This window comes from Streptomyces luteireticuli, from assembly GCF_041519305.1.
Taxonomy (GTDB): domain Bacteria; phylum Actinomycetota; class Actinomycetes; order Streptomycetales; family Streptomycetaceae; genus Streptomyces; species Streptomyces luteireticuli.
Map to the genome: position 1 here is coordinate 6,304,430 of NZ_CP167927.1, position 22,055 is coordinate 6,326,484.

18 protein-coding genes and 2 pseudogenes are annotated in these 22,055 nt (G+C 71.0%); 7 read left to right on the forward strand and 13 right to left on the reverse strand.

Translation table 11 applies throughout. The features are described from left to right. From AB8735_RS28385 to AB8735_RS28400, 4 genes and pseudogenes are all read right to left on the reverse strand, one after another. Entirely contained in the window at positions 1 to 846 is an 846-nt protein-coding gene (locus tag AB8735_RS28385; protein ID WP_372410208.1) for a PaaX family transcriptional regulator C-terminal domain-containing protein, read from the reverse strand. Next, positions 839 to 1,600 (reverse strand): annotated as a pseudogene (locus AB8735_RS28390) (AMP-binding protein); the annotation flags it as partial. The gene AB8735_RS28385 and the pseudogene AB8735_RS28390, both read right to left, overlap by 8 nt. Positions 1,601 to 1,630: 30 nt before the next feature. Further along, positions 1,631 to 2,968, reverse strand: coding sequence for an IS630 family transposase (locus tag AB8735_RS28395; protein WP_372406756.1), 1,338 nt, complete (start codon positions 2,966 to 2,968; stop codon positions 1,631 to 1,633). Between the two features lie 45 nt (positions 2,969 to 3,013). Further along, positions 3,014 to 3,898, reverse strand: a pseudogene (locus tag AB8735_RS28400) (AMP-binding protein); the annotation flags it as partial. A gap of 166 nt (positions 3,899 to 4,064) precedes the next feature. On the opposite strand from AB8735_RS28400, the gene AB8735_RS28405 reads away from it, so the two are divergent. The 3 genes from AB8735_RS28405 (at position 4,065) to AB8735_RS28415 (ending at position 6,173) form a co-directional block, all read left to right on the forward strand. Beyond that, positions 4,065 to 5,189 (forward strand): acyl-CoA dehydrogenase family protein, encoded by a 1,125-nt coding sequence (locus AB8735_RS28405; protein WP_372410210.1) that lies wholly within the window; start codon positions 4,065 to 4,067, stop codon positions 5,187 to 5,189. After that, positions 5,186 to 5,584 carry a RidA family protein gene (locus tag AB8735_RS28410; RefSeq protein WP_372410211.1) on the forward strand — a complete coding sequence of 133 codons (399 nt, stop codon included), beginning with the start codon at positions 5,186 to 5,188 and terminating at the stop codon, positions 5,582 to 5,584. Before AB8735_RS28405 ends, AB8735_RS28410 begins: the two co-directional genes overlap by 4 nt. An 88-nt stretch (positions 5,585 to 5,672) precedes the next feature. Beyond that, positions 5,673 to 6,173, forward strand: a complete 501-nt coding sequence (locus tag AB8735_RS28415) for a DM13 domain-containing protein (protein ID WP_344025127.1) — start codon at positions 5,673 to 5,675, stop codon at positions 6,171 to 6,173. Positions 6,174 to 6,204: 31 nt separating this feature from the next. Here the strand turns inward: AB8735_RS28415 and AB8735_RS28420 are convergent, their stop codons facing one another. Continuing rightward, on the reverse strand, positions 6,205 to 7,734 hold the full coding sequence (locus AB8735_RS28420; RefSeq protein ID WP_344025125.1) for a UDP-N-acetylglucosamine 1-carboxyvinyltransferase: 1,530 nt from the start codon (positions 7,732 to 7,734) through the stop codon (positions 6,205 to 6,207). 282 nt (positions 7,735 to 8,016) lie between these two features. On the opposite strand from AB8735_RS28420, the gene AB8735_RS28425 reads away from it, so the two are divergent. Further along, positions 8,017 to 8,526, forward strand: a complete 510-nt coding sequence (locus AB8735_RS28425; RefSeq protein ID WP_372410213.1) for a DUF6624 domain-containing protein — start codon at positions 8,017 to 8,019, stop codon at positions 8,524 to 8,526. A 16-nt stretch (positions 8,527 to 8,542) separates the two neighbouring features. Here the strand turns inward: AB8735_RS28425 and AB8735_RS28430 are convergent, their stop codons facing one another. From AB8735_RS28430 to AB8735_RS28440, 3 genes are all read right to left on the reverse strand, one after another. After that, positions 8,543 to 9,097, reverse strand: coding sequence for a Uma2 family endonuclease (locus AB8735_RS28430; protein WP_372410214.1), 555 nt, complete (start codon positions 9,095 to 9,097; stop codon positions 8,543 to 8,545). Between the two features lie 150 nt (positions 9,098 to 9,247). Continuing rightward, a complete protein-coding gene (locus tag AB8735_RS28435; RefSeq protein WP_372410215.1) occupies positions 9,248 to 10,291 on the reverse strand; it encodes a methyltransferase in 1,044 nt (347 codons plus the stop codon). 287 nt (positions 10,292 to 10,578) lie between these two features. After that, entirely contained in the window at positions 10,579 to 11,697 is a 1,119-nt protein-coding gene (locus AB8735_RS28440; RefSeq protein ID WP_372410218.1) for an alkene reductase, read from the reverse strand. Between the two features lie 78 nt (positions 11,698 to 11,775). Between AB8735_RS28440 and AB8735_RS28445 the strand changes: the two genes are divergently transcribed. Next, entirely contained in the window at positions 11,776 to 12,657 is an 882-nt protein-coding gene (locus tag AB8735_RS28445) for a sigma-70 family RNA polymerase sigma factor (protein WP_372410221.1), read from the forward strand. Between the two features lie 119 nt (positions 12,658 to 12,776). Here the strand turns inward: AB8735_RS28445 and AB8735_RS28450 are convergent, their stop codons facing one another. Beyond that, a complete protein-coding gene (locus AB8735_RS28450; RefSeq protein WP_372410223.1) occupies positions 12,777 to 13,820 on the reverse strand; it encodes a S66 peptidase family protein in 1,044 nt (347 codons plus the stop codon). 302 nt (positions 13,821 to 14,122) lie between these two features. On the opposite strand from AB8735_RS28450, the gene acnA reads away from it, so the two are divergent. Together acnA and AB8735_RS28460 are read left to right on the forward strand one after the other, a co-directional pair. Next, the gene (gene acnA, locus AB8735_RS28455) at positions 14,123 to 16,837 is read left to right on the forward strand and encodes an aconitate hydratase AcnA (RefSeq protein ID WP_372410226.1); all 2,715 of its coding nucleotides are present in this window, start codon (positions 14,123 to 14,125) and stop codon (positions 16,835 to 16,837) included. Between the two features lie 241 nt (positions 16,838 to 17,078). Next, positions 17,079 to 18,104 (forward strand): hypothetical protein, encoded by a 1,026-nt coding sequence (locus AB8735_RS28460; protein ID WP_372410228.1) that lies wholly within the window; start codon positions 17,079 to 17,081, stop codon positions 18,102 to 18,104. A gap of 60 nt (positions 18,105 to 18,164) precedes the next feature. Here AB8735_RS28460 and AB8735_RS28465 read toward each other — a convergent pair whose 3' ends face one another. From AB8735_RS28465 to AB8735_RS28480, 4 genes are all read right to left on the reverse strand, one after another. Continuing rightward, positions 18,165 to 19,064 (reverse strand): VCBS repeat-containing protein, encoded by a 900-nt coding sequence (locus tag AB8735_RS28465; RefSeq protein ID WP_344025103.1) that lies wholly within the window; start codon positions 19,062 to 19,064, stop codon positions 18,165 to 18,167. Between the two features lie 114 nt (positions 19,065 to 19,178). Then, positions 19,179 to 20,102 carry an FG-GAP repeat domain-containing protein gene (locus tag AB8735_RS28470; protein ID WP_372410231.1) on the reverse strand — a complete coding sequence of 308 codons (924 nt, stop codon included), beginning with the start codon at positions 20,100 to 20,102 and terminating at the stop codon, positions 19,179 to 19,181. A gap of 43 nt (positions 20,103 to 20,145) precedes the next feature. Further along, a complete protein-coding gene (locus AB8735_RS28475) occupies positions 20,146 to 21,090 on the reverse strand; it encodes an FG-GAP repeat domain-containing protein (protein WP_372410233.1) in 945 nt (314 codons plus the stop codon). 25 nt (positions 21,091 to 21,115) lie between these two features. Further along, positions 21,116 to 22,006, reverse strand: a complete 891-nt coding sequence (locus tag AB8735_RS28480; RefSeq protein ID WP_372410236.1) for an FG-GAP repeat domain-containing protein — start codon at positions 22,004 to 22,006, stop codon at positions 21,116 to 21,118. Between the last annotated feature and the right edge of the window lie 49 nt (positions 22,007 to 22,055).

Below are 22,055 nucleotides of genomic sequence, written 5' to 3' on the forward strand. Positions count from 1 at the left end.
TTACTCCAGCACCTGCACCACGAACCCTTCCCCCGCGTCCCGCAACCGCCCGTGCAGCCCGGCGAACACCCGCCCCGCCCGCACCCCCGGCCATCCCTCCGGCAGCAGCCCCACCGGCAGTCCCGGGTCGGCGTACGGCAGGCGCCGCCAGGCGTCCAGGGCCAGGAGGTAGTCCCGGTACGCCTCCTCCGCCGGCGTCGCGCGCCGTCGGGTCCAGCGGCGCAGCACCGGCTCGTGGGCGTCGAGGAAGGCCCGGTGGCGCCGGGCCAGCGCGTCCAGGTCCCACCAGCGGGCCACCGCGTCCGCCGTCGGCTCGAAGCCGAGATGACGGCCGCGGAAGAGCTCCACATAGCCGGCCAGCCCGAGGCGCTCCAGCGTGTGGCGGGTCTCGTCGTGGACGTGGGCGGGCGCGATCCACACACCCGGCGCGGCCGTGCCGAACCCCAGCCGCGCCAGCCGCGAGCGCAGCAAGTGCCGCTTGTGGCGCTCGTGTTCGGGGACGGAGAAGACGGCCAGGAGCCAGCCGTGGTGTCCCGGCCGGGGGGACGACGGCCGGACGTAGATGCGCCGGTCGCCGTCGGACAGGAGCTGGTGCGCGGCGCCGGACAGTCCGTACCCGGCCGCGCCGCCCGCCGCCCGGGACGAGGTCAGCAGACCGCGCCGCTTGAGCCGGGAGATGGCCGACCGCACCGACGGTGCGTCGACGCCCACCGCGCCGAGGAGCCGGATCAGCGCCGCGATCGGCACCGGGCCGGCCGGTCGTCCGGCCACCCCGCGTCCGTACGCGCCGTAGAAGGAGACGATCAGGGAGCGGGGGGTGTGGGGCAGCGGCTGCTGGTCAGTCACGGGGAGACTGTAAAGGAGCCGGCGGGGGCCCCGAACGCAGCAGGAAGCGCTGGAGTTTGCCGTTGGGGGTGCGGGGGAGCGCGTCGTGGAACACGATCTCGCGAGGGCACTTGTAGGGGGCGATCTCCTTTGTGGTGAACTCCCGCAGCCGCTCCGCGGCCGCCCCGTCGCGCGGCACCCCGGCCCGCAGGACGACGTGGGCGACGGCCACTTCGCCCCGCCGCTCGTCCGGCCGCCCGACGACGGCCGCCTCCAGCACGTCCGGATGGCGCAGCAGCGCGTCCTCGACCTCGGCGCCCGCGATGTTGTACCCGGCGGAGACGATCAGGTCGTCGGCGCGGCCGAGGAAGGTGAACCAGCCCTCGGCGTCCCGGACATAGCGGTCGCCCGTGACGTTCCACCCGTCCCGTACGTACGCGGTCTGCCGTTCGTCGGCGAGGTAGCGGCAGCCGGTGGGGCCGCGCACCGCCAGCAGCCCGGGGGAGCCGTCGGGGACCGGGACGCCGTCGTCACCGACCACGCGGGCCTCGTAGCCGGGCACGGGCCGGCCGGTGGTGCCGGGGCGGGCGTCGTCGTCGGCGGCGAGGAAGATGTGCAGCATCTCGGTCGCCCCTATGCCGTTGACCAGGCGCAGCCCGGTCGCCCGCCGCCACGCGTGCCACAGCGCGGCGGGCAGGTGCTCGCCCGCGGAGACGCACCGCCGCAGGGACGAGGTGTCGTGCGCGCCGATGCGTTCGAGCATGGCCCGGTAGTGTGATGCGCCAGAAATCAGAGGCGTAAGTGGCTAGGGAGTCTTGGTGTCGGGCGGGGCGATCTTCGCGAGGTAGTCCGCGAGCGAGTTGAGGATCTCGTCGGCGGTCTTGGTCCAGGTGAAGGGCCGTGGGTTCTCGTTCCACGTCTCGATCCATGCCCTGATGTCGTCTTCCAGGGCCTTCACAGAGCGGTGGACACCGCGGCGGATGAGTTTGTCGGTCAGCAGGCCGAACCACCGCTCCACTTGGTTGAGCCAGGAGGAACCGGTGGGGGTGAAGTGCACGTGGAAGCGGGGATGCCGGCCCAGCCACGTCCTGATCTCGGGGGTGTTGTGGGTGGCGTAGTTGTCGCATACCAGGTGCACATCGAGTTCGCGCGGCACTGCCTTGTCGATCGTGACCAGGAACTTCTTGAACTCGATGGCCCGGTGACGGCGGTGGAGTTCCGATATGACGGTGCCGTCGGCGATGTTGAAGGCGGCGAACAGGCTGGTGATGCCGTGCCGGAAGTAGTCGTGGGTACGCCGCTCGGGCATCCCCGGCATCATCGGCAGGACCGGCTGGGAACGGTCCAGAGCCTGGATCTGGCTCTTCTCGTCCACGCACAGCACTACCGCCTTCTCGGGCGGGTGGTGGTACAGGCCGACGACGTCGACGACCTTGGCGACGAACTGCGGGTCGGTGGAGAGCTTGAAGGTGTCCTGCAAGTGTGGCTTGAGATCGAACCGCTTCCAGATCCGCCCGACCGTCGACTTCGACAGGCCCGAGTGCTTCGCCATGGAGGCCCGCGACCAGTGCGTGTCCCGGCCGGGCGTGGACTCCAGCGTCGCCACGAGGACGTCCTCGACCTGGTCCAGCAGGATCGACGGCGGACGGCCCACGCGCGGCTCGTCCGCCAGTCCGTCCAGACGGCGGGCGATGAAGCGGGACCGCCAGCGGTTCACCGTCGCATGGGCAATGCCCAGCTCGGCGGCGACCTGCTTGTTCGTCCCGCCTTCCGCGCACCGCAGCACGATCTTCGCGCGCAGAGCGAGGTACTGCGCGGTCTTCGCCCGCCTCGCCCAGCGCGTCAGCTGGACATGCTCCTCGTCGGTCAGGACCAGTCCCGCCTTGCGCCGGCCCGGCCGCGGCGCGTCCGTCAGAGCATCCATCCGCCGCTCAGCGAACCGTGTTCGCCACTTGCGGACCGTGTCCGCCGTCACGCCGAGCTTCGCCGCCACACGCACGGTCGGCAGCCCCTCGGCGCAGGCCAGGACAATCCGCGCCCGTTCCGCCAGACGCGCCCCTGCCGCCCCGTCGGCCCACCGCGTCAGCTCCGTGAACTCCTCAGCGGACAACACAATTTCAACAGCACGAGGCCCTGGTGACATGAGAAAACCCTAGCCACTTACGCCTCTGATTTCTGGCGCATCACAGTAGGCGGTGGGCGCGGTGAACAGCACGGAGATCCGCTGCCGTTGGACGTCGGCGAGCAGCTGCCCGGCGCCGGACCGGTCGGCGAGCAGCGTCGAGGCGCCGGCGCGCAGCGGGAAGACGACGAGGCCGCCGAGGCCGAAGGTGAAGCCGAGCGGCGGGCTGCCGCCGAAGACGTCGTCCGGGCGCGGGCGCACGAGGCGGGCGGAGAAGGTGTCGGCCACGGCGAGCACGTCGCGGTGGAAGTGCAGGCAGCCCTTGGGGCGTCCGGTGGTCCCGGAGGTGAACGCGACGATCGCGACGTCGTCCGCGGAGGTCGGCACCGGGTCGTACGATGGCGGTTTGCGCGCCGACAGGCGCAGCAGGTCGCGGGGTGAACCGCCGCCGAAGAGCGTCATCCGCAGGGAGGGCACCGCCGCCTTGACGAGCTCCCCGGCCGACCGCGCGTCGCACAGGGCGTGCCGGATGCGCGCGATGCGGCAGATCTCCGCCAGCTCCCGGGCCCGGTGGGCGGCCAGGACGGTCACGGCGACGGCGCCGGCCTTCATCACCGCGAGCCAGCAGACCGCGAGATGGGGCGTGGTGGGACCGCGCAGCAGCACCCGGTTGCCGGGGACCACGCCCAGGTCCTCCACGAGCGTGTGCGCGACGCGGTCGACGCGCTCCTTGAGCTCGCCGTAGGTCCAGACCGCGCCGGCCCGGTCGCGGACCGCGGGCCGGTCCGGCCCCAGCCGGGCGATGGTCCCGTCCAGCAGCTCCGCGCCGCAGTTGAGGCGGTCGGGGTAGTGCGGGGCGCCCAGGTCGAAGCGGAGCCGGGGCCACTGCGCGGCGGGCGGCAGGCTGTCGCGGGCGAAGGTGTCGACATGCGCCGACGGGAGGAGCCCCATGGCGTCCATGGCGGGATGCGCCCCCTCGTGCCGGGGAAGGAGTGGAGGTGCGCAGGGGGTGTCCGTCATCGGACACCCCCTGGGGGACTTGCCGACCGTACGGATGCGCTGCCAGCGTAACGAGGCCGTGACGACAGTCAACAGAGCGCGACAGAGGGGATATACGGTGACGACGTCCTTCGCCCTGGACCGGGAGCAGCGCGCCTGGTGCGCGGAGCTGCGCACGCTCGCCGCGCGGCGATTACACCCGCTGGCCGCCGCCGGCGAACCCGGCCGCGTCAACCGCCCCCTGGTCGCCGCGCTCGGCGAACTCGGCCTGCTGGCCCGGGTGTTGCCCGAGGACGGCATCGTACGGGCCATGGACCTGTGCCTGCTGCGCGAGTCGCTCGCCCAGGAGTCCACCGCGGCCGAGACGGCCCTCGCCCTCCAGGGGCTCGGCGCCTGCCCGGTGGTGCTCGCCGGCACGGCGGAGCAGCGGTCGCGGTGGCTGCCGGAGGTCGTGGCGGGACGCGCCGTCACGGCGTTCGCGCTCAGCGAGCCGGGCGCGGGCTCGGACGCGGCGGCGCTGGAGCTGCGCGCCGAACCGGCCGCGCACGGCTGGACCCTGCACGGCGAGAAGACCTGGATCTCCAACGCCCCCGGCGCCGACCTCCACACGGTCTTCGCCCGGACCCGCCCGGGCGCCCGCGCGCACGGCATCACCGCCTTCCTGGTCCCCGCCGGCCGCCCCGGACTCGGCGGCCACCCGCGGGAGATGACCGGCGGGCACCCCGTCGGCACCCTCACCTTCGACGGCGTCCCGGTCGGCCCCGAGGACGTCGTGGGGGAGGTGGACGGCGGCTTCCGGCTGGCCATGCGTACGCTCGACCTCTTCCGGCCGAGCGTCGGCGCCCTCGCCGTGGGCATGGCGCGCGCCGCCCTGCGCGCCGCCCTCGCCCACGCCGGCGAACGCCGGGCGTTCGGCGGCCCGTTGAAGGACCTCCAGGCCGTCTCGCACCAGCTCGCCGAGATGGCCACCCGCACCGAGGCGGCCGCCCTCCTCGTCCACTCGGCGGCCGCCGCCCACGACGCGGGCGCGGCGGACGTCACCGGCCGCTCGGCCATGGCCAAGCTCTACGCCACCGAGACGGCACAGTACGTCGTGGACGCGGCGATCCAGATCCACGGCGCCCGTGCCCTGGAGAAGGGGCATCTGCTGGAGCACCTCTACCGCGAGGTCCGCGCCCCGCGCATCTACGAGGGTGCCACGGAGGTCCAGCGCACCGTGATAGCCCGGGAGTTGTACCGATGAGCCTGGAGCGGCTGAACCCCGCCTCCCTCTCCCCGCCGCGCGGCTTCTCCCACGCCGTGACCGCCACCGGCGGCCGGCTGGTCCTCCTCGCGGGCCAGACGGCCCTGGACGCCCGCGGCCGCGTCGTTTCCGGCGGCCCGGCGGCCCAGTTCGAGCGCGCCCTGTCGAACCTGCTGACCGCCCTGGCCGCCGCGGGCGGCGACCCGTCCCACCTGGCCCGCGTCACCGTCTACACGACCGACGTCGCCGCCTACCGCGCGTGCGCGGCCGAACTGGGCGCGGTGTGGCGGAGGCTGGCGGGCCGGGAGTATCCGGCGATGGCGGTGATCGGCGTGGTGCGGCTGTGGGACGAGGAGGCGCTGGTCGAGCTGGACGGGATCGCGGTCGTTCCATAACGGCGGTCGTTCCATAACGGGGGAGAAATCCCGACGTGTCGGTCGTTACCCCCGGTACAGAGCGATCGGCGACATCGAGGAGCGGGGCATGGGACGCGTACGGAAGTGGCTGCGGAGGCCGGTGGTCGTCGGTGCGCTGGGGGTCGGCGTCCTGTTGATCGGCGCCGCCGCCTACTGGTTCCAGCCCTGGAAACTCTGGCAGGACCGCACCGTCCACGAATCCGCCACCGCCGCCGCCCGCACCCTCGCCACCGGCAGCCTCATCAGCCACGAACACACCACCTCGGGCGCGGTCAAGATCCTCCAGGCCCCCGACGGGAGCCGCACCCTGCGCCTGGAGGGCCTCTCCACCAGCAACGGCCCCGACGTGAAGGTCCTGCTCAGCGACGCCCCCGTGAAGCCGGGCAAGGCAGGCTGGTACGTCTTCGACGACGGGGCCCATGTGAGCCTGGGCTCCCTGAAGGGCAACAAGGGCGACCAGAACTACACCCTGCCCAAGGACCTCGACTTGTCCCGGTACACGAGCGTCAGCATCTGGTGCGACCGCTTCGACGTGTCGTTCGGGGCGAGCGAGCTGGCCCGGGTGTGAGGCGGTTCCCGCCCCGCACCCGGCGCCCGTCCTAGATATCCCGGAAGATCTCGATCTGCGCGCCGATCGAGTTCAGCCGGTCCGCCAGGTCCTCGTAACCCCGGTTGATCACATAGACGTTGCGCAGCACGGACGTGCCCTCCGCCGCCATCATCGCCAGCAGCACCACCACCGCGGGGCGCAGCGCCGGCGGGCACATCATCTCGGCCGAGCGCCAGCGGGTCGGGCCCTCGACCAGGACGCGGTGCGGGTCGAGGAGCTTGACGTCGGCGCCGAGGCGGTTGAGGTCCGTGAGGTAGATGGCGCGGTTGTCGTAGACCCAGTCGTGGATGAGGGTCTGGCCCTGGGCGGAGGCGGCGATCGCCGCGAAGAACGGGACGTTGTCGATGTTGAGCCCGGGGAAGGGCATCGGGTGGATCTTGTCGATGGGGGCCCGGAGCTTGGAGGGGCGCACGGTGAGGTCGAGCAGCCGGGTGCGGCCGTTGTCGGCGCGGTACTCGGGGCTGCGCTCGTGGTCGAGGCCCATCTCCTCCAGCACCGCGAGCTCGATCTCCAGGAACTCCACGGGCACGCGGCGGATGGTCAGTTCGGACTCGGTGACCACGGCGGCGGCCAGCAGGCTCATGGCCTCGACCGGGTCCTCGGACGGCGCGTAGTCCACGTCCCGGTCGATGCGGGCGACGCCGTGGACGGTGAGGGTCGTGGTGCCCACGCCCTCCACCCGTACGCCCAGTTCCTCCAGGAAGAAGCAGAGGTCCTGGACCATGTAGTTGGAGCTGGCGTTGCGGATGACGGTCACGCCGTCGTGCCGGGCGGCGGCCAGCAGGGCGTTCTCGGTGACGGTGTCCCCGCGCTCGGTCAGCACGATGGCGCGGGTCGGACGGACCTCGCGGTCGACGCGGGCGTGGTACGTGCCGTCGGTCGCGGTGATCTCCAGACCGAAGTGGCGCAGGGCCGCCATGTGCGGCTGGACCGTCCGCGTGCCCAGGTCGCAGCCGCCGGCGTAGGGGATGCCGAACTGGTCCATGCGGTGCAGGAGGGGCCCGAGGAACATGATGACGCTCCGGGTGCGGCGGGCCGCCTCCCGGTCCATCGACGCCAGGTCGAGGTCGGCCGGCGGGACGACCTCCAGGTCGTTGCCGTCGTTGATCCAGCGGGTGCGCACGCCGATGCTGCCGAGCACCTCCAGGATCCGGTAGACCTCCTCGATCCGCGCGACGCGCCGCAGGGTGGTGCGGCCGGCGTTGAGGAGGGTCGCGCAGAGCAGGGCCACGCAGGCGTTCTTGCTGGTCTTCACGTCGATCGAACCGGACAGCCGGCGGCCGCCGACGACGCGCAGATGCATGGGACCCGCGTAGCCGAGGGAGACGATCTCGCTGTCCAGGGCCTCACCGATGCGGGCGATCATATCAAGGCTGATGTTCTGATTTCCGCGCTCGATGCGGTTGACCGCGCTCTGGCTGGTACCGAGTGCGTCGGCGAGCTGCGCCTGGGTCCAGCCGCGGTGCTGCCGGGCGTCACGGATGAGCTTGCCGATGCGGGCGAGGTAGGCGTCTGTCATGAGTCAGACGGTATCTCAGATATGAGATCGTTCGGTGGAGGGGGTGTGAAACCGGAGTCGTTCCCTGGTCGGGCGGGCGAAGGGGTGCCATGGACCGGGCCGGGCCCCGTCAGTCGGAGGGGGAGAACCTCGATCTGGTCCGCACCGGATCGGGCACAGCTTCAGTATCCCGGTCCCGAGCCGGGCTTGTCACCCCCCTTCAGGAGAAGTTTCCGCAGCTCAGAGCCGCCTAGTGTGAGGCGCGGGCCGCACCGGGCGGCCTGGGGAAGGAGGGTCGGCCCGATGACCGACCGGGAGACGGAACTGGCCGCGGAGCTGGTGGCCATGGCCGCCGAGGACCATGCGGCGACGGCCATGGCGCACAGCGAGGACGTGGCCGAGCGGCTGGCCTGGCGCCGCCTGACCGCCCGCCATGGCGACCGGCTCGCCGGGATCATGGACGCCCATGGCTGGCCCACGGCCGCCCTCGTCGGCGAGGAGGCGGCCCGCGCCGCCTGGCTGATCGCCCAGCACGCCGACCATCAACTCCACGTGCAGCGCCGGGCGGTGGAGCTGATGACGGCGGCGGTCGAGGCCGGCGGGGCGGCGGCCCGCGACCTGGCCTTCCTGACCGACCGGATGCTGACCAACGAGGGGCGCGAGCAGATCTACGGCACCCAGATCGCCGGCGTCGACGCCGACGGCGGCCCCGTCCCGTGGCCGTGCCGCGAGCCGGACCGGGTGGACGCCCTGCGCGCCGGGGTGGGCATCGAGCCCTTCGCGACGTACATGGCGCGGCACGCGCCGCGGTGACTCCTCCTGAGGGGAATCAGAACTCCGAGGTGTCCAGGTCGAGTTCGAAGGGCTCGGGGAGTCGCACGGGCGTGCCGAACGGGCGGGGGCCGTCGGCCTTCGTGTAGCCGAGCTCGCCGGGCTCCGAGAAGAGCGTGCAGGAGCGCTCCTGGCGGTCGACGAGGAGGTAGAGCGGGGCGCCGTACTCGGCGTAGCGGCGGCGCTTCACGATTCTGTCGTTGTCCCCGTTCGAGTCCGAGGTGACCTCGACGATCAGGAGCGTCTGGTCCGGGAACAGGGCCCCTGCTCCTTTGGCGAGGTCCTTGGGCACCACGGCAAGGTCCGGCACGTACCAGTTGGGGCTGCCGGGGAGATCCAGATCGCCGGACCCGGCTCGGCAGGAGAGTTTTCGCATGGTGGGGCCGATTTGCTCACGGATCACATCCGCGGCGTTCTCGTGATCCCAGCTCGGTGACACGGCGTCGATGACCCCCTCCACGATCTGCACACGGTCTCCCTTGATGTGCTGGATCGCGTACTTCAGCGCGGTTTCGGGGTCGTCGGCTGCGTACGTGTGAGGTTGCGTGCTCATGGGGCCTCCTGCGAAGCATCGTGGTAGCAGCATGACGACTGTCCAGGATCTACAGCAATGGCCGCACGCACGCCGGGCTCTCAATCAGGCGTTCACTCGTACGGGTGTTGCAGGTCCCGGCGGCGCCCGGAGGGGCACCGCCGGGAACCACTACGCCCGCACCGCCTCCACGATCGAGAACCCCGTGTACGACGGCAACGGGAGCACGTCCGTGACCCGCAGACCCGCCCGTCCGCACAATTCCTCGAAATCCGAGCGGGTGCGTTCCTTGCCGCTCACCAGGATCTGCATTTGGAGATCCTTGATGTAGGGATTGAGTTCCGCGGTGTCGGGGGCCGCCGTCTCGGGGAGGACGACCTCGACGATGAGGACGCGGCCGTGGTCGGGCAGTGCCTCGCGGCAGTTGCGGAGAATGGCGGCCGCGCGCTCGTCGTCCCAGTTGTGGATGACGCTTTTGACGACGAGGAGGTCCGCGCCGGACGGCACGCTCCGGAAGAAGTCGCCGGTGGCGACCGAGCAACGTCCCTCCAGACCGGCGGCCTTCACGGTGCCGGCCGCCTGCGCCGCGCCCTCGGCGCTCTCGAACACCACGCCCTTGAGGCCGGGATGGCGCTGGAGGATCGCGGTGAGCAGCGTCCCGTCCCCGCCGCCGATGTCCATGACGGTGCCGTGGCGCCCGAAGTCGTAGTGTCCGGGCAGCTCCACGGCCACCTTGTTGCTCTCCTGGCTCATGGCCGAGTTGAAGGTCGCCGTCAGTTCCGGCTTGTCGGCGAAGTACTCGTAGAGCGGCATGCCGAAGTGCTCGTCGAAGGCGGTGTGCCCGGTGCGCAGGCTGGACTCCAGGCGGGACCAGGGCTCCACGGCCACCGGCGCGGTGTGGAACCGGGCGAAGTCGCCCAGCGAGTCCGGGTGTCCGGACCGGAGCAGCGCGCCGGCCTCCGTGAGCGCATAGCGCCCGGGGGAGGGCTCGGTACACAGCCCGAGGCTTGCCAGGGCCCGCATCAGCCGGTTCAGCTGTCCGGCGGGGATGTCGCAGGAACGGGCGAGATCGGCCACGTCCGCCCCGCCGTCCCCGAGGGTTTCCGGGATGTTCAGCCGGAGCGCGGTGACCAGAACCTCCGTGGCCCGGGAACCGAATATCCACTGCATCAGCAGCCGACGTGCCTCATGCTCTTCCGGGCTCCGTTCCGCCATTTCCCGATCCTCTCCACGACTTTGTGATGTATGGGTTTTCTGGTGCAGATGTTCCCGACGCGTATCCTGCGAGCCCGGAGGGGTGTTCAAAACACAGAAGGCGGAAATTTCCTGGTAGTTGACGTATATGGCCGACAATCGGCGAGAGCTGGCGGAAAACCCTGCGTCCCCCCCGCGCAACCCGGACGGAGCAGCACGTTCCGCGCCCGTCCCGGCCCGGTGATAGGACGGAGAGGATAGAGAGCCGGCCCCCGGAGCCCCCCCCGGAGAGGAGGCCCACGATGTCCTCACCGGGTCCAGTGGGTGCAGACCGGGTAGTCGACGTACCCCTCGGCCCCGCCCGAGTAGTACGTGGCCGGGTCGCCGGCCGTCAGCTCCTGCCCCAGCGCGAACCGGCTGACCAGGTCCGGGTTGGCGATGAAGTGCGTGGCGAACGAGACGGCGTCGGCGATGCCCGCCGCGATCAGGGCGTTCGCGGAGGCCCGGTCGAAGCCGTTGTTGGCGATCAACGGGCCGTGGAACAGCCGCCGGTAGCGGTCGAGCGCCGCGAAGTCGGGCCCGGCCTCCGGCGGGACCGGGTCCCGGCCGCGCAGGTGCAGATAGGCCAGCGGACAGCCGTTCAGCACGTCCACGAGCTCGTCGAACTCGGCGAGCGTCCGGGCGTCGGGGGCGAACCGGGCGGACGTCCAGTACGGCGACAGCCGTACGCCCACCCGGCGCCCGGGCCAGGGCGCCGCGGCCGCCCCGACGACCTCCAGCAGCAGTCGGCGGCGCCGGGCGGGCGTCCCGCCGTAGGCGTCGGTGCGGCGGTTCAGCCGCGGGTTGAGGAACTGCGGGATCAGGTACGGGCCGACGGCATGGATCTCCACCCCGTCGAACCCGGCCCGCCGGGCGTTCGCGGACGCGGTCCCGTACGCGGCGACCGTCCCCTCGATCTCCGCGCGGGTCATCGCGCGCGGGACGACCGTGGGCCGGCGTCCGTCCGCCGTGAAGGACGTCTCGCGCGGATCGACCGCCGACGGGCCCAGGGGCCGCTCGCCGCCCAGGTGGTCGGGGTGCGAGACGGCGCCGGTGTGCCAGAGCTGGAGCACGATCCGGCCGCCGAGGCAGTGGACGACGTCCGTCACCCGCCGCCAGCCCTCGACCTGCTCGTCGCTCCAGACGCCCGGGACGCGGACGAAGCCGACGGCCCGCTCGTCGACCCAGGTGCCCTCGGTGACGATCAGCCCCGCGGCGGCCCGCTGGCCGTAGTACGCGGCGTGCAGCGCCGTCGGCACGAGTCCGGCCCCGGCCGCCCGGGCGCGGGTGGCCGGGGCCATGACGGTGCGGTTGGGGAGCCTGAGGTCCCCGAGCCGGAAGGGGCTCAGCAGGGGCTGCTCGACGGAGGTCCGGATCAGGGTGCTCATCGTGGTCACCTCGCCCTGTCTGTACAAGCGATTCGGCCGGTCGTCAGGTCGACGGACCGCGGCGCGGAAAGGTGACCCGTGGACGGGTGCGACGGCGCGGCGGAACGGTTCGAGCAGCACAGGGGGCGGCTGCGGGCCGTCGCCCACCGGATGCTCGGCTCGCCCGCCGAGGCGGACGACGCCGTTCAGGAGACCTGGCTGCGGCTCGATCGCACCGGTGCCGAGGGCATCGGGAACCTGGGCGCCTGGCTGACGACGGTCGTCTCCCGGGTCTGCCTGGACATGCTGCGCTCCCGCGCCGCGCGCCGCGAGGAGCCGGCCCGTGACGTCCCGCTGCCGGACGGGGACGGCCCCGAGGACGAGGTGCTGCTCCTGGACTCCGTGGGCCGTGCGCTGCTCGTGGTCCTGGACCGGCTGGGACCGGCCGAGCGGGTCGCCTTCGTGCTGCACGACCTCTTCTCCGTGCCGTTCGACGAGATCGCACCGGTCGTGGGCCGCACCCCCGCCACCACGAAGAAGCTCGCCAGCCGCGCCCGCCACAAGGTGCACGGCAGCCCCGTGGTCCCCGAGGCGGACCTCGCCCGGCAGCGGGACGTCGTCGACGCCTTCCTCGCCGCCTCGCGCGACGGCGACCTCGAAGGGCTCCTCGCGGTGCTCGCCCCCGACGCCGTCCGCCGCGCCGACCCCGCCGCCCTGCCGCCCGGCGTCCCGGCCGAGGTCCGCGGCGCGAACGCCGTCGTACGCGAGACCGCCGTCCTCGGCCGCCGGGCCCGCCACGCGCAGACGGCGCTGGTGGACGGCGCCGTGGGCGTCGTCGTGGCCCCGCGCGGCCGGCTGCTCCTCGTCCTCGTCCCCACGGTCGTGGACGGCCGGATCGCGGCGTACGAGGTGATCGCGGACCCGGGGCGGCTGGCCGCGCTCGATCTGGCGGTGCTGGACCCGGTGCGGGGCGCGGCCTGAGCCGCGGGGTCCGTCCCGTACCGCAGCGTCCACGTCGCGGAGCGGGTTCCGCCGCCCGGACGTTCCGCCCCGCCCGGCCCTGTGCGGCTGTCGGCCACGGTGTCGGCGGGGCGCCGCGCTCAGTACGTGACCGTGATCCGCCGGGCCGGCCCGTCCACCCGGATGCGGCCTCCGACCGGGATCACCACCTGCGGGTCGGTGTGACCGAGGTCGACGTCGAAGACGGCCATCGTCTCCGGTGCGTAACGGTCCAGGGCGCGCAGCACCGCCGTACGCTGCTCCGCGCGGAAGCGGGCCCGCTCGGGGGCCGTGAGGGGTTTCTCGAACGACCAGCTCTTGGCCCGGCCCATCAGCAGCGCGGGGAACTGCCGCAGCAGCCCTCGCTCGCCCATGCTGCGCAGGATCCGGTGCACCGCCTCCGCGCCGGGCAGTTCCTCCGAGGTCTCCAGGAAGAGCACGTTGCCCGCGTAGTCCTCCGGCGGCAGGATCTCCCGCCCGGCCATCAGCAGCCAGGACAGCACCTCCACCTCGCCGCCCCAGCCCGGCCCCTCGACGACCCGGTCGGCGCGGTGCCAACTCCAGCCCCCGGCGGGCTCCATGGCCGGTTCGGAGGCGAAGGTGCGCGGGTCGTCCCAGGGGCGCTCGACGTCCCCGGAGGCCGTGGCCGGGGCGAGTTCGTACGGGCCGGAGGTGAACAGCGCGGCCCGCAGGGAGTCCGCGGTCATCGGGTGCAGGGCTCCGGGCCGCCCGAACTGGACCATCGCGCAGCCCCCGTGGTACCCCACGATGCCCAGGTTGCGCAGGAGCAGCAGCAGGTTGGTGTTGTCGCTGTACCCGAGGAACGGCTTGGGGTGGGTGCGGAGGAGTTCACGGTCGAGGTGGGGCAGGACGGTGATCTGGTCGTCGCCCCCGACGCTGGCGATCACGGCCTTGATCTCCGGGTCGGCGAAGGCCGTGTGGAGATCGGCCGCCCGTTGCCCGGGCGTCGCGTGCATCGTCCGGGTCGCCGGGTACTCCACGGGCACCAGCCCGAAGTCCTCGCGCAGCCTGTGCAGTCCGAGCTCGAAGGGGGCGGGGAAGAGGCCGGGCAGGCCGGACGACGGGGACACGATGGCGACTTTGTCGCCGGGGCGGGGCTTGGCGGGGTACCGGGGAGCCGTCATCCCGTGATCGTAGGAACCGGAGGGGACCCGTGGAATCGGATTTTCCGATGCCCCGGTGCGATCACCCGCGGTAGTGGGTTCACTGGAACATGAGAGGCAAACCGGACGAACGGAATCCAGGCATGACCGGACCTCCATCGATGTACTAGAGTTATCTCGACATCGAGATATCTGCGTAGAGGCGTACCGCTCTCGCGCCACTAAGGCGGACCTAAGTTAGGTGAACCTTAGCGGATGTGGTGCGACCGTGTCGCGGCAGGATGGCCGCAGTACGCGCATTCATGCACATGAAGGAGACTGTCGTGTCGGCGAACAGCTTCGACGCCCGCAGCACGCTGAAGGTGGGCGACGAGTCGTACGAGATCTTCCGGCTGGACAAGGTCGAGGGCTCCGCGCGCCTTCCCTACAGCCTCAAGGTCCTCCTGGAGAACCTGCTCCGCACCGAGGACGGCGCCAACATCACCGCCGACCACATCCGTGCCCTCGGCAGCTGGGACTCCCAGGCCCAGCCGTCGCAGGAGATCCAGTTCACGCCGGCCCGCGTGATCATGCAGGACTTCACCGGCGTGCCCTGTGTCGTCGACCTGGCCACCATGCGCGAGGCCGTCAAGGAGCTCGGCGGCGACCCGGCGAAGATCAACCCGCTGGCCCCGGCCGAGCTGGTCATCGACCACTCCGTCATCGCCGACAAGTTCGGCACCAAGGACGCCTTCGGCCAGAACGTCGAGCTGGAGTACGGCCGCAACAAGGAGCGTTACCAGTTCCTGCGCTGGGGCCAGACCGCCTTCGACGAGTTCAAGGTCGTCCCGCCGGGCACCGGCATCGTCCACCAGGTGAACATCGAGCACCTGGCCCGCACGGTCATGGTCCGCAACGGCCAGGCCTACCCGGACACCCTCGTCGGCACCGACTCGCACACCACCATGGTCAACGGCCTCGGTGTGCTCGGCTGGGGCGTCGGCGGCATCGAGGCCGAGGCCGCGATGCTCGGCCAGCCGGTCTCGATGCTCATCCCGCGCGTCGTCGGCTTCAAGCTGACCGGTGAGCTGCCCACCGGCACCACCGCCACCGACCTCGTCCTCACGATCACCGAGATGCTGCGCAAGCACGGCGTCGTCGGCAAGTTCGTCGAGTTCTACGGCGAGGGCGTCGCCGCCACCTCGCTGGCCAACCGCGCCACCATCGGCAACATGTCGCCGGAGTTCGGCTCCACCGCGGCGATCTTTCCGATCGACGGCGAGACCCTGAACTACCTCAAGCTCACGGGCCGTTCCGAGCAGCAGGTCGCGCTCGTCGAGGCGTACGCCAAGGAGCAGGGCCTGTGGCTGGACCCGGCCGCCGAGCCGGACTTCTCCGAGAAGCTGGAGCTCGACCTCTCCACGGTCGTCCCCTCCATCGCCGGCCCGAAGCGCCCGCAGGACCGCATCGTCCTGGCCAACGCCGCCACGCAGTTCGAGCGTGACGTCCTCAACTACGTCTCCACCGCGGACGAGGCGGGCGAGGAGTCCTTCCCGGCCTCCGACTCCCCGGCCGCCGCCGACGGCGTCCCGTCGAACCCGGTCACCGTCACCGCCCCCGACGGCTCGACCTACCAGATCGACCACGGCGCCGTCACCGTCGCCGCGATCACCTCCTGCACCAACACCTCGAACCCCTACGTCATGGTCGCCGCCGCGCTCGTGGCCAAGAAGGCGGTCGAGAAGGGCCTGACCCGCAAGCCCTGGGTCAAGACCACCCTGGCCCCCGGCTCCAAGGTCGTCACCGACTACTTCGACAAGGCGGGCCTGACCCCGTACCTCGACAAGGTCGGCTTCAACCTGGTCGGTTACGGCTGCACCACCTGCATCGGCAACTCCGGCCCGCTGCCGGAGGAGGTCTCCAAGGCCGTCAACGACCACGACCTGGCCGTCACTTCGGTGCTCTCCGGCAACCGCAACTTCGAGGGCCGGATCAACCCCGACGTCAAGATGAACTACCTGGCGTCCCCGCCGCTGGTCGTCGCCTACGCGATCGCCGGCTCCATGAAGGTCGACATCACGCGGGACGCCCTGGGCACCGACCAGGACGGCAACCCGGTCTTCCTGAAGGACATCTGGCCCTCCGAGGCCGAGGTCAACGACGTCGTGGCCAACGCCATCGGCGAGGACATGTTCAACAAGTCCTACCAGGACGTCTTCGCGGGCGACGCCCAGTGGCAGGCCCTGCCGATCCCGACCGGCAACACCTTCGAGTGGGACGCCGAGTCCACCTACGTCCGCAAGCCCCCGTACTTCGAGGGCATGACGATGGAGACCACTCCCGTCACGGACATCACCGGCGCCCGCGTCCTGGCCAAGCTGGGCGACTCGGTCACCACCGACCACATCTCCCCGGCCGGTGCGATCAAGGCCGACACCCCGGCCGGCAAGTACCTCACGGAGCACGGCGTCGAGCGTCGCGACTTCAACAGCTACGGCTCCCGCCGCGGCAACCACGAGGTCATGATCCGCGGTACGTTCGCCAACATCCGCCTGCGCAACCAGATCGCGCCGGGCACGGAGGGCGGCTTCACCCGCGACTTCACGAAGGCGGACGCCCCCGTCTCCTTCATCTACGACGCCTCCCAGAACTACCAGTCGGCGGGCATCCCGCTGGTCGTCCTGGCCGGCAAGGAGTACGGCTCCGGCTCGTCCCGCGACTGGGCGGCCAAGGGCACCGCGCTCCTCGGCGTCAAGGCCGTCATCGCCGAGTCCTACGAGCGCATCCACCGCTCGAACCTCATCGGCATGGGCGTCCTGCCCCTGCAGTTCCCGGAGGGCGCCTCGGCGGAGTCCCTCGGCCTGACCGGTGAGGAGACCTTCTCCTTCGCCGGCGTCACCGAGCTCAACGAGGGCCGCACGCCGCGCACGGTCAAGGTCACGACCGACACGGGCGTGGAGTTCGACGCGGTCGTCCGCATCGACACCCCCGGTGAGGCGGACTACTACCGCAACGGCGGCATCATGCAGTACGTGCTGCGCTCGCTGATCCGCAAGTAAGGGATCGACGCGGGAAACGAGGGCCGCACTCCCCGGACCGGGGGGTGCGGCCCTCGCGCGTGCGGCGTCCATGCGGCATCTGCGCGGCATCCGTGCGGCGTCCGAAAACCTTTTTGACATTGCCCGGCCTTTGCCATTGAGTTGTCCCGTAAAGAAGAAGAATGTTCGACATGGGGGGCATGTCATCGTTACCAAGCGCACAAAGCGCACCGCCGTGGCCGCGGCCTGCTGCGCCGTTCTCATGACGACCGGCGCCGTCGCCTGCGGCCCGGGCGAGAAGAGCGCCGCGGACAAGCTGGACAAGGCATTCGACCGCCTGGGGGAGGACAAGGCGGTCGCGCTCGACATCGCCTTGAACGCGAGTGCCGACGAGATCCACACCGCGCTCAAGGACGGCAAGGACGGCATCGACCGCGAGGACGCCGAGATCCTCGCCGGGCTGAAGCTGAGCTACGGGATCAGCTCCGATATGCCGCTGAAGACCAAGGACAAGGACGAGAAGGGCGCCGGCGTCAATGTGTCCTTCAAGGTGGCCAAGAAGGACGGCGGATCGCTCCTGGAGTTCCGCAGCCTCGACAAGAAGACGTATCTGCGCGCCGACCTCAAGGCACTCGCCGGAATGAAGAAGCCGGTTACCGCCAAGGAGCGCGCGGAAAAGCGCGACTTCGAGGAGATGCTCCGGGGCGTCGATCAACTTCCGCCCGCCCTCGGTGCGTTCCGCGACGTCATCAAGGGCGAATGGGTCGTCCTCGATTCCAAGGACGTCGAGGAGTTCCGCAAGAAGGCGCAGGAGAAGGACGGCGACGCGTCCAAGGACCTGGACAAGAAGACCGAGAAGCAGGTCTCCGAAGCCCTGCGCAAGGCGCTCACCGAGAACTCCCGCATCAAGGAGAAGGGCTCCGGCCACATCGAGGTCACGGTCTCGGCGCGCAAGGCGGCCAAGGAGCTCAAGGAAGCGGTCAAGCCGCTCGAATCGCAGCTCCGCGCGGCGGGCAAGGACAAGAAGCTGCCCGACCCCAGCGAGGTCCCGGACCAGGACGTCGTCTTCGACGTGGCCCTCAAGGACGGCAGGCTCTCCTCCATCGGCTTCGACATGAGCCGGCTGGACAAGGACGTGCACGGCAAGCTGCCCGTGACCGTCGGCCTCGGCGGCCGGCCCGAGCCGGTCACCGCACCGTCCGGCGCCAAGGAGCTCAAGCTCCAGGACATGATGGGCGCGATCATGGGCCTCGCCGCGGGGAAGGACAAGGACCGCGTCAGCCTGTAGGCCATGAAGAGGGCCGCACCCCGTTCCGGCGGGGTGCGGCCCTCGTGCGTGGATGGCGGGTCAGAACACCAGGCGGTACTGGTTCCAGCCCGACTTGCCTATCAGCACGCGGGACTTGTAGGGGGACGACGCCTTGCCCGTGCCCCTGTAGAGCCACAGGGCACCGCTCTTGTCGCGGGCCAGCAGGTCCGCGCGGCCGTCGAGGTCCACGTCACCGGTGCCGAGGAGCAGGTTGTACTGGTTCCAGCCGCCGCCGATCTGCTTGCGGGCCTTGAAGGGCTTGTCGGCGTTGCCGGTTCCCGGGTAGAGCCACAGGAACCCCTTCTTGTCCCGGGCGACGATGTCCGTCCTCCCGTCGCCGGTGAGGTCGCCGCGGCCGGTGATCTGGGTGTACTGCCCCCAGCCGGTGCCGACCTTCTTCCGGCCGGAGAGCGAGCCGTCGGCCTTCGCGAGGTAGAGCCAGAGCGTGCCCTGCCGGTCGCGGACGAGGAGGTCGGACTGCTTGGAGCCGCCGAGCGTGCCGGGGGAGAAGAGGCTGTCGTACTGGCCCCAGTCGGATGCGACCCGGCGGCCGGTGGAACCGGACACATACGTCAGGTCATGCTGGTCCGAGAGGAAATAGAGGCCGTCGGAGAGGCCGTCCCGGTCGTGATCGACCTGAGTCGCGGCCCTCACTGCCTGCAGGTCCGCACCGGCGGCCTCGCGGGGTGACAGGCCGCCTTTGCCGTTGGGGAGATAGAAGTACCCGTCTCCCTTGCCGTTGATCACCTGGACGGGGAAGAACGGCGCGTCCGGCGGGAAGCTCACCTTCCCGGTACCGGCGAGCGGTCGCGGCGCTTTCCGGACGGGCGCGGGAGTGTCGGCCGCCGCTGCGGCGGCCGTGGTGCCGACGAGGGCGGCGGCCGTCACGGCCGTGACAAGACGCGCGAACGCGCGGCGGCGGGTGGGGACTTGGGTCACGGAGGTTGACTCCTAGCTCGGGATGCACAGAGCGGGGCGCTCCGCGTCCACGGAGCGCCCCGCACAGGTTCGGGCCGAGTTTATAGACTCGTCACCCGGGCGACGGAGGGACCGTCAGAAGACCAGACGGTAGTCGCCCCAGCCGCCGCCCAGCTTGGCCGGGTTCTTGGTGAACGGCGCGGACTGCTTGCCCGTGCCCTTGAAGAGCCACATCACGCCGCCCTTGTCGCGGGCGAGCAGGTCGCTGCGGCCGTCGCCGTCGACGTCACCGGTGCTGACCAGCAGGTTGTACTTGTTCCAGCCGCCGCCGACCTTGGTGCGCCCGGCGAAGGGCTTGTTGATGTCGCCGGTGCCCTTGTAGACCCAGAGGTCACCCTTCTTGTCGCGGGCGACGATGTCGGTCTTCTTGTCACCGGTGTAGTCGCCGCGGCCGGCGATGGCAGTGAACTGGCCCCAGCCGCCGCCGACCTTCTTGCGCGGCTTGAGCGTGCCGATGATGTCGGCCTGGTAGGCCCACAGGACGCCGGACTTGTCGCGGGTCAGAAGGTCGGAGTCCTTGGAGCCGCCGAGGTTGCCGGGGGAGAGGAAGGCGTCGTACATCCCCCAGTTGGTGCCGACGCGCTGGGAGTAGCCGTGACTGGCGAACCAGGCCTCGTTGTTGGTCTGGAGGTAGAAGGTGCCCTCTTCGTTGCCGTAGGGGCTGTGCCGCTGGGCCGCCACCTTCATGTGCTGCCAGGCGGTACGGGACTGGGCGGTGTTCTTGCCCGGCTTGCGCTTGGTGAGGCCGCCCTTGCCGTTGAGCTCGTAGAGGTAGACGTTGCCCTTCTTGTCGACGGCCTTGACCGCCAGCTGCGGCGCCGGGCCGTCCGGGGTGCCGAAACCGGCCTGGCGGGCCGCCGCGGCACCGAGGTTGGCCTGGGCGGCCTGGGCGGCCTGAGGAGCCGCCGGGCCGTCCGCCAGAGCCGTGCCGGCCGTCGTGCCGACGAGGGTGACCGCGATGGCCGCGGTCACGATGCGCGAGAGGGCGCGGTTGGTCACGTAGGACTCCATGAATCGTGGAGAGTTGAAGAGGAAAAGGAGGTCAGTAGAGCAGGCGGAACTGGTTCCAGCCCGAGTTGCCGATCTTCGTGGGCGACGAGAACGGCCCGGACGCCTTGCCGGTGCCCTTGTACAGCCACAGCGCGCCCTTGCCGTCGACGGCCAACAGGTCGGCGTGGCCGTCCCCGTTGACGTCGCCGGTGGAGACGAGGCGGGTGTACTTGTTCCAGCTGCCGCCGATGCGCGTACGGTCCGCGAAGGGCTTGTCGGCGTTGCCGGTGCCCTTGTAGAGCCAGAGCACGCCGTTCCGGTCCCGGGCGACGATGTCGGTCCGGTGGTCGCCGGTCAGGTCGCCGCGGCCCGTGATCGAGGTGTAGGCGTTCCAGCCGCCGCCGATCCGCTTGCGCGGGGAGAGGGAGGCGTAGTCGCCCGGGGCGTTGCTGCCCCGGTAGAGCCAGAGCACGCCTTTGCCGTCGCGGACGACGATGTCGGAACCGCTGTTGCCGCCGAGGTCACCGGGGCTGAAGAAGGTGTTGTAACCACCCCAGCCGCCGGCCACCTTGCTCGCGCGCCCGGCCCGCCCCTGGTAGAGGACGTCGCCGTTGGTACGGAGCTCGTACGTGCCGTCGTTGGCACGGCCGTCCCGGTCGTGGTCGACGTTGGTCGACGCCTTGGTCTTCTTCCACCAGGCGCCCTTGGCGGAACCGCCGAGGCTCAGGCCGCCCTTGCCGTTCGGGACGTACCAGCGGAACTCGCCGGAGCGGGTGACGCCCTCGACGTTGACCAGCGGCGCGTCCGCGCTCGGCCTGTGCGCCGCGGCCGTCGACGGGGCATCGGCGGCCGCGCTCAGCGCTGCCCGCCGCGTGCTCCCGGCGTCGTGAACGGGCGCGTCGGCCAGGGCCGTACCGGCCGTGGCGCCGACGAGGGTGACGGCCGTGGCCGTCGTGACGAGGCGTGCGAGGGCACGCCGACGGAAGGTCCGGTTCACAGGAGACTCCATCAGGCCGGCAGGATCAGAAGACCAGGCGGTACTGGTTCCAGCCCGACTTGCCGATCTTCACCGGGGCCTTGAAGGGGGCGGACGCCTTGCCCGTGCCCTTGTAGAGCCACAGGGCGCCGGCGTTGTCGCGGGCGAGCAGGTCGCTGCGGCCGTCGCCGTCCAGGTCGCCGTTGGAGAAGAGGTGGTTGTACTTGCCCCAGCCGCCGCCGATCCGCGTACGCTCCGCGAACGGCTTCTTGGCGTTGCCGGTGCCCTTGTAGAGCCAGAGGACGCCCTTCATGTCCTCGGCGACGATGTCGGCCCTGCCGTCACCGGTGAGGTCGCCACGGCCCGCGTACGCGACGTACTGGCCGAACTCCCCGGCGCTGCCGACCTTCTGCTTGCTCGCGATGTCACCGTTGAACTTGGTGGTGAACAGCCACAGCGTGCCCTGGTAGCCGGTGGCCAGGAGGTCGCCCTCCTTGGAGCCGCCCAGGTTGCCCGGGGAGAGGAGCTTGCGGAACTCGAAGTGGCGCGCGATGGTGCGGTCCTGGCCGGTCATGCCGTGCCACTTGAGGTCGCCCTCCTTGGTGACGAAGTAGTCGGCGTCGTGCTTGCCGTCGGCGTCACGGTCGACCTGGACGGCGTCGAGCTCGGTCATCTTGTTGAACGGACCGAAGCGGGGGCTCAGTCCGCCCTTGCCGTCGGGCGTGTAGACGTAGAACTTGTCCGCCTTGGTGACGGCGCCGATCGGGAACTGCGGCGCGGCGGCCGTCGGCTTCTTCTTGGCGGCGACCTGGACGCTGCCGAACTGCGCGCCCGTGGTGTGTGCCGAAGCAGTGCCCGCGGCCATCCCCCCGGCAAGGGCCACGGCGGCAGCGGCGGTGACGAGGCGCGACAGACCGCGCCCGGAAATACGAGCCATGAAAGCTCCCCCCAAACAAATTCAAGAAAAATGAAGTGCTGTGGTGCCC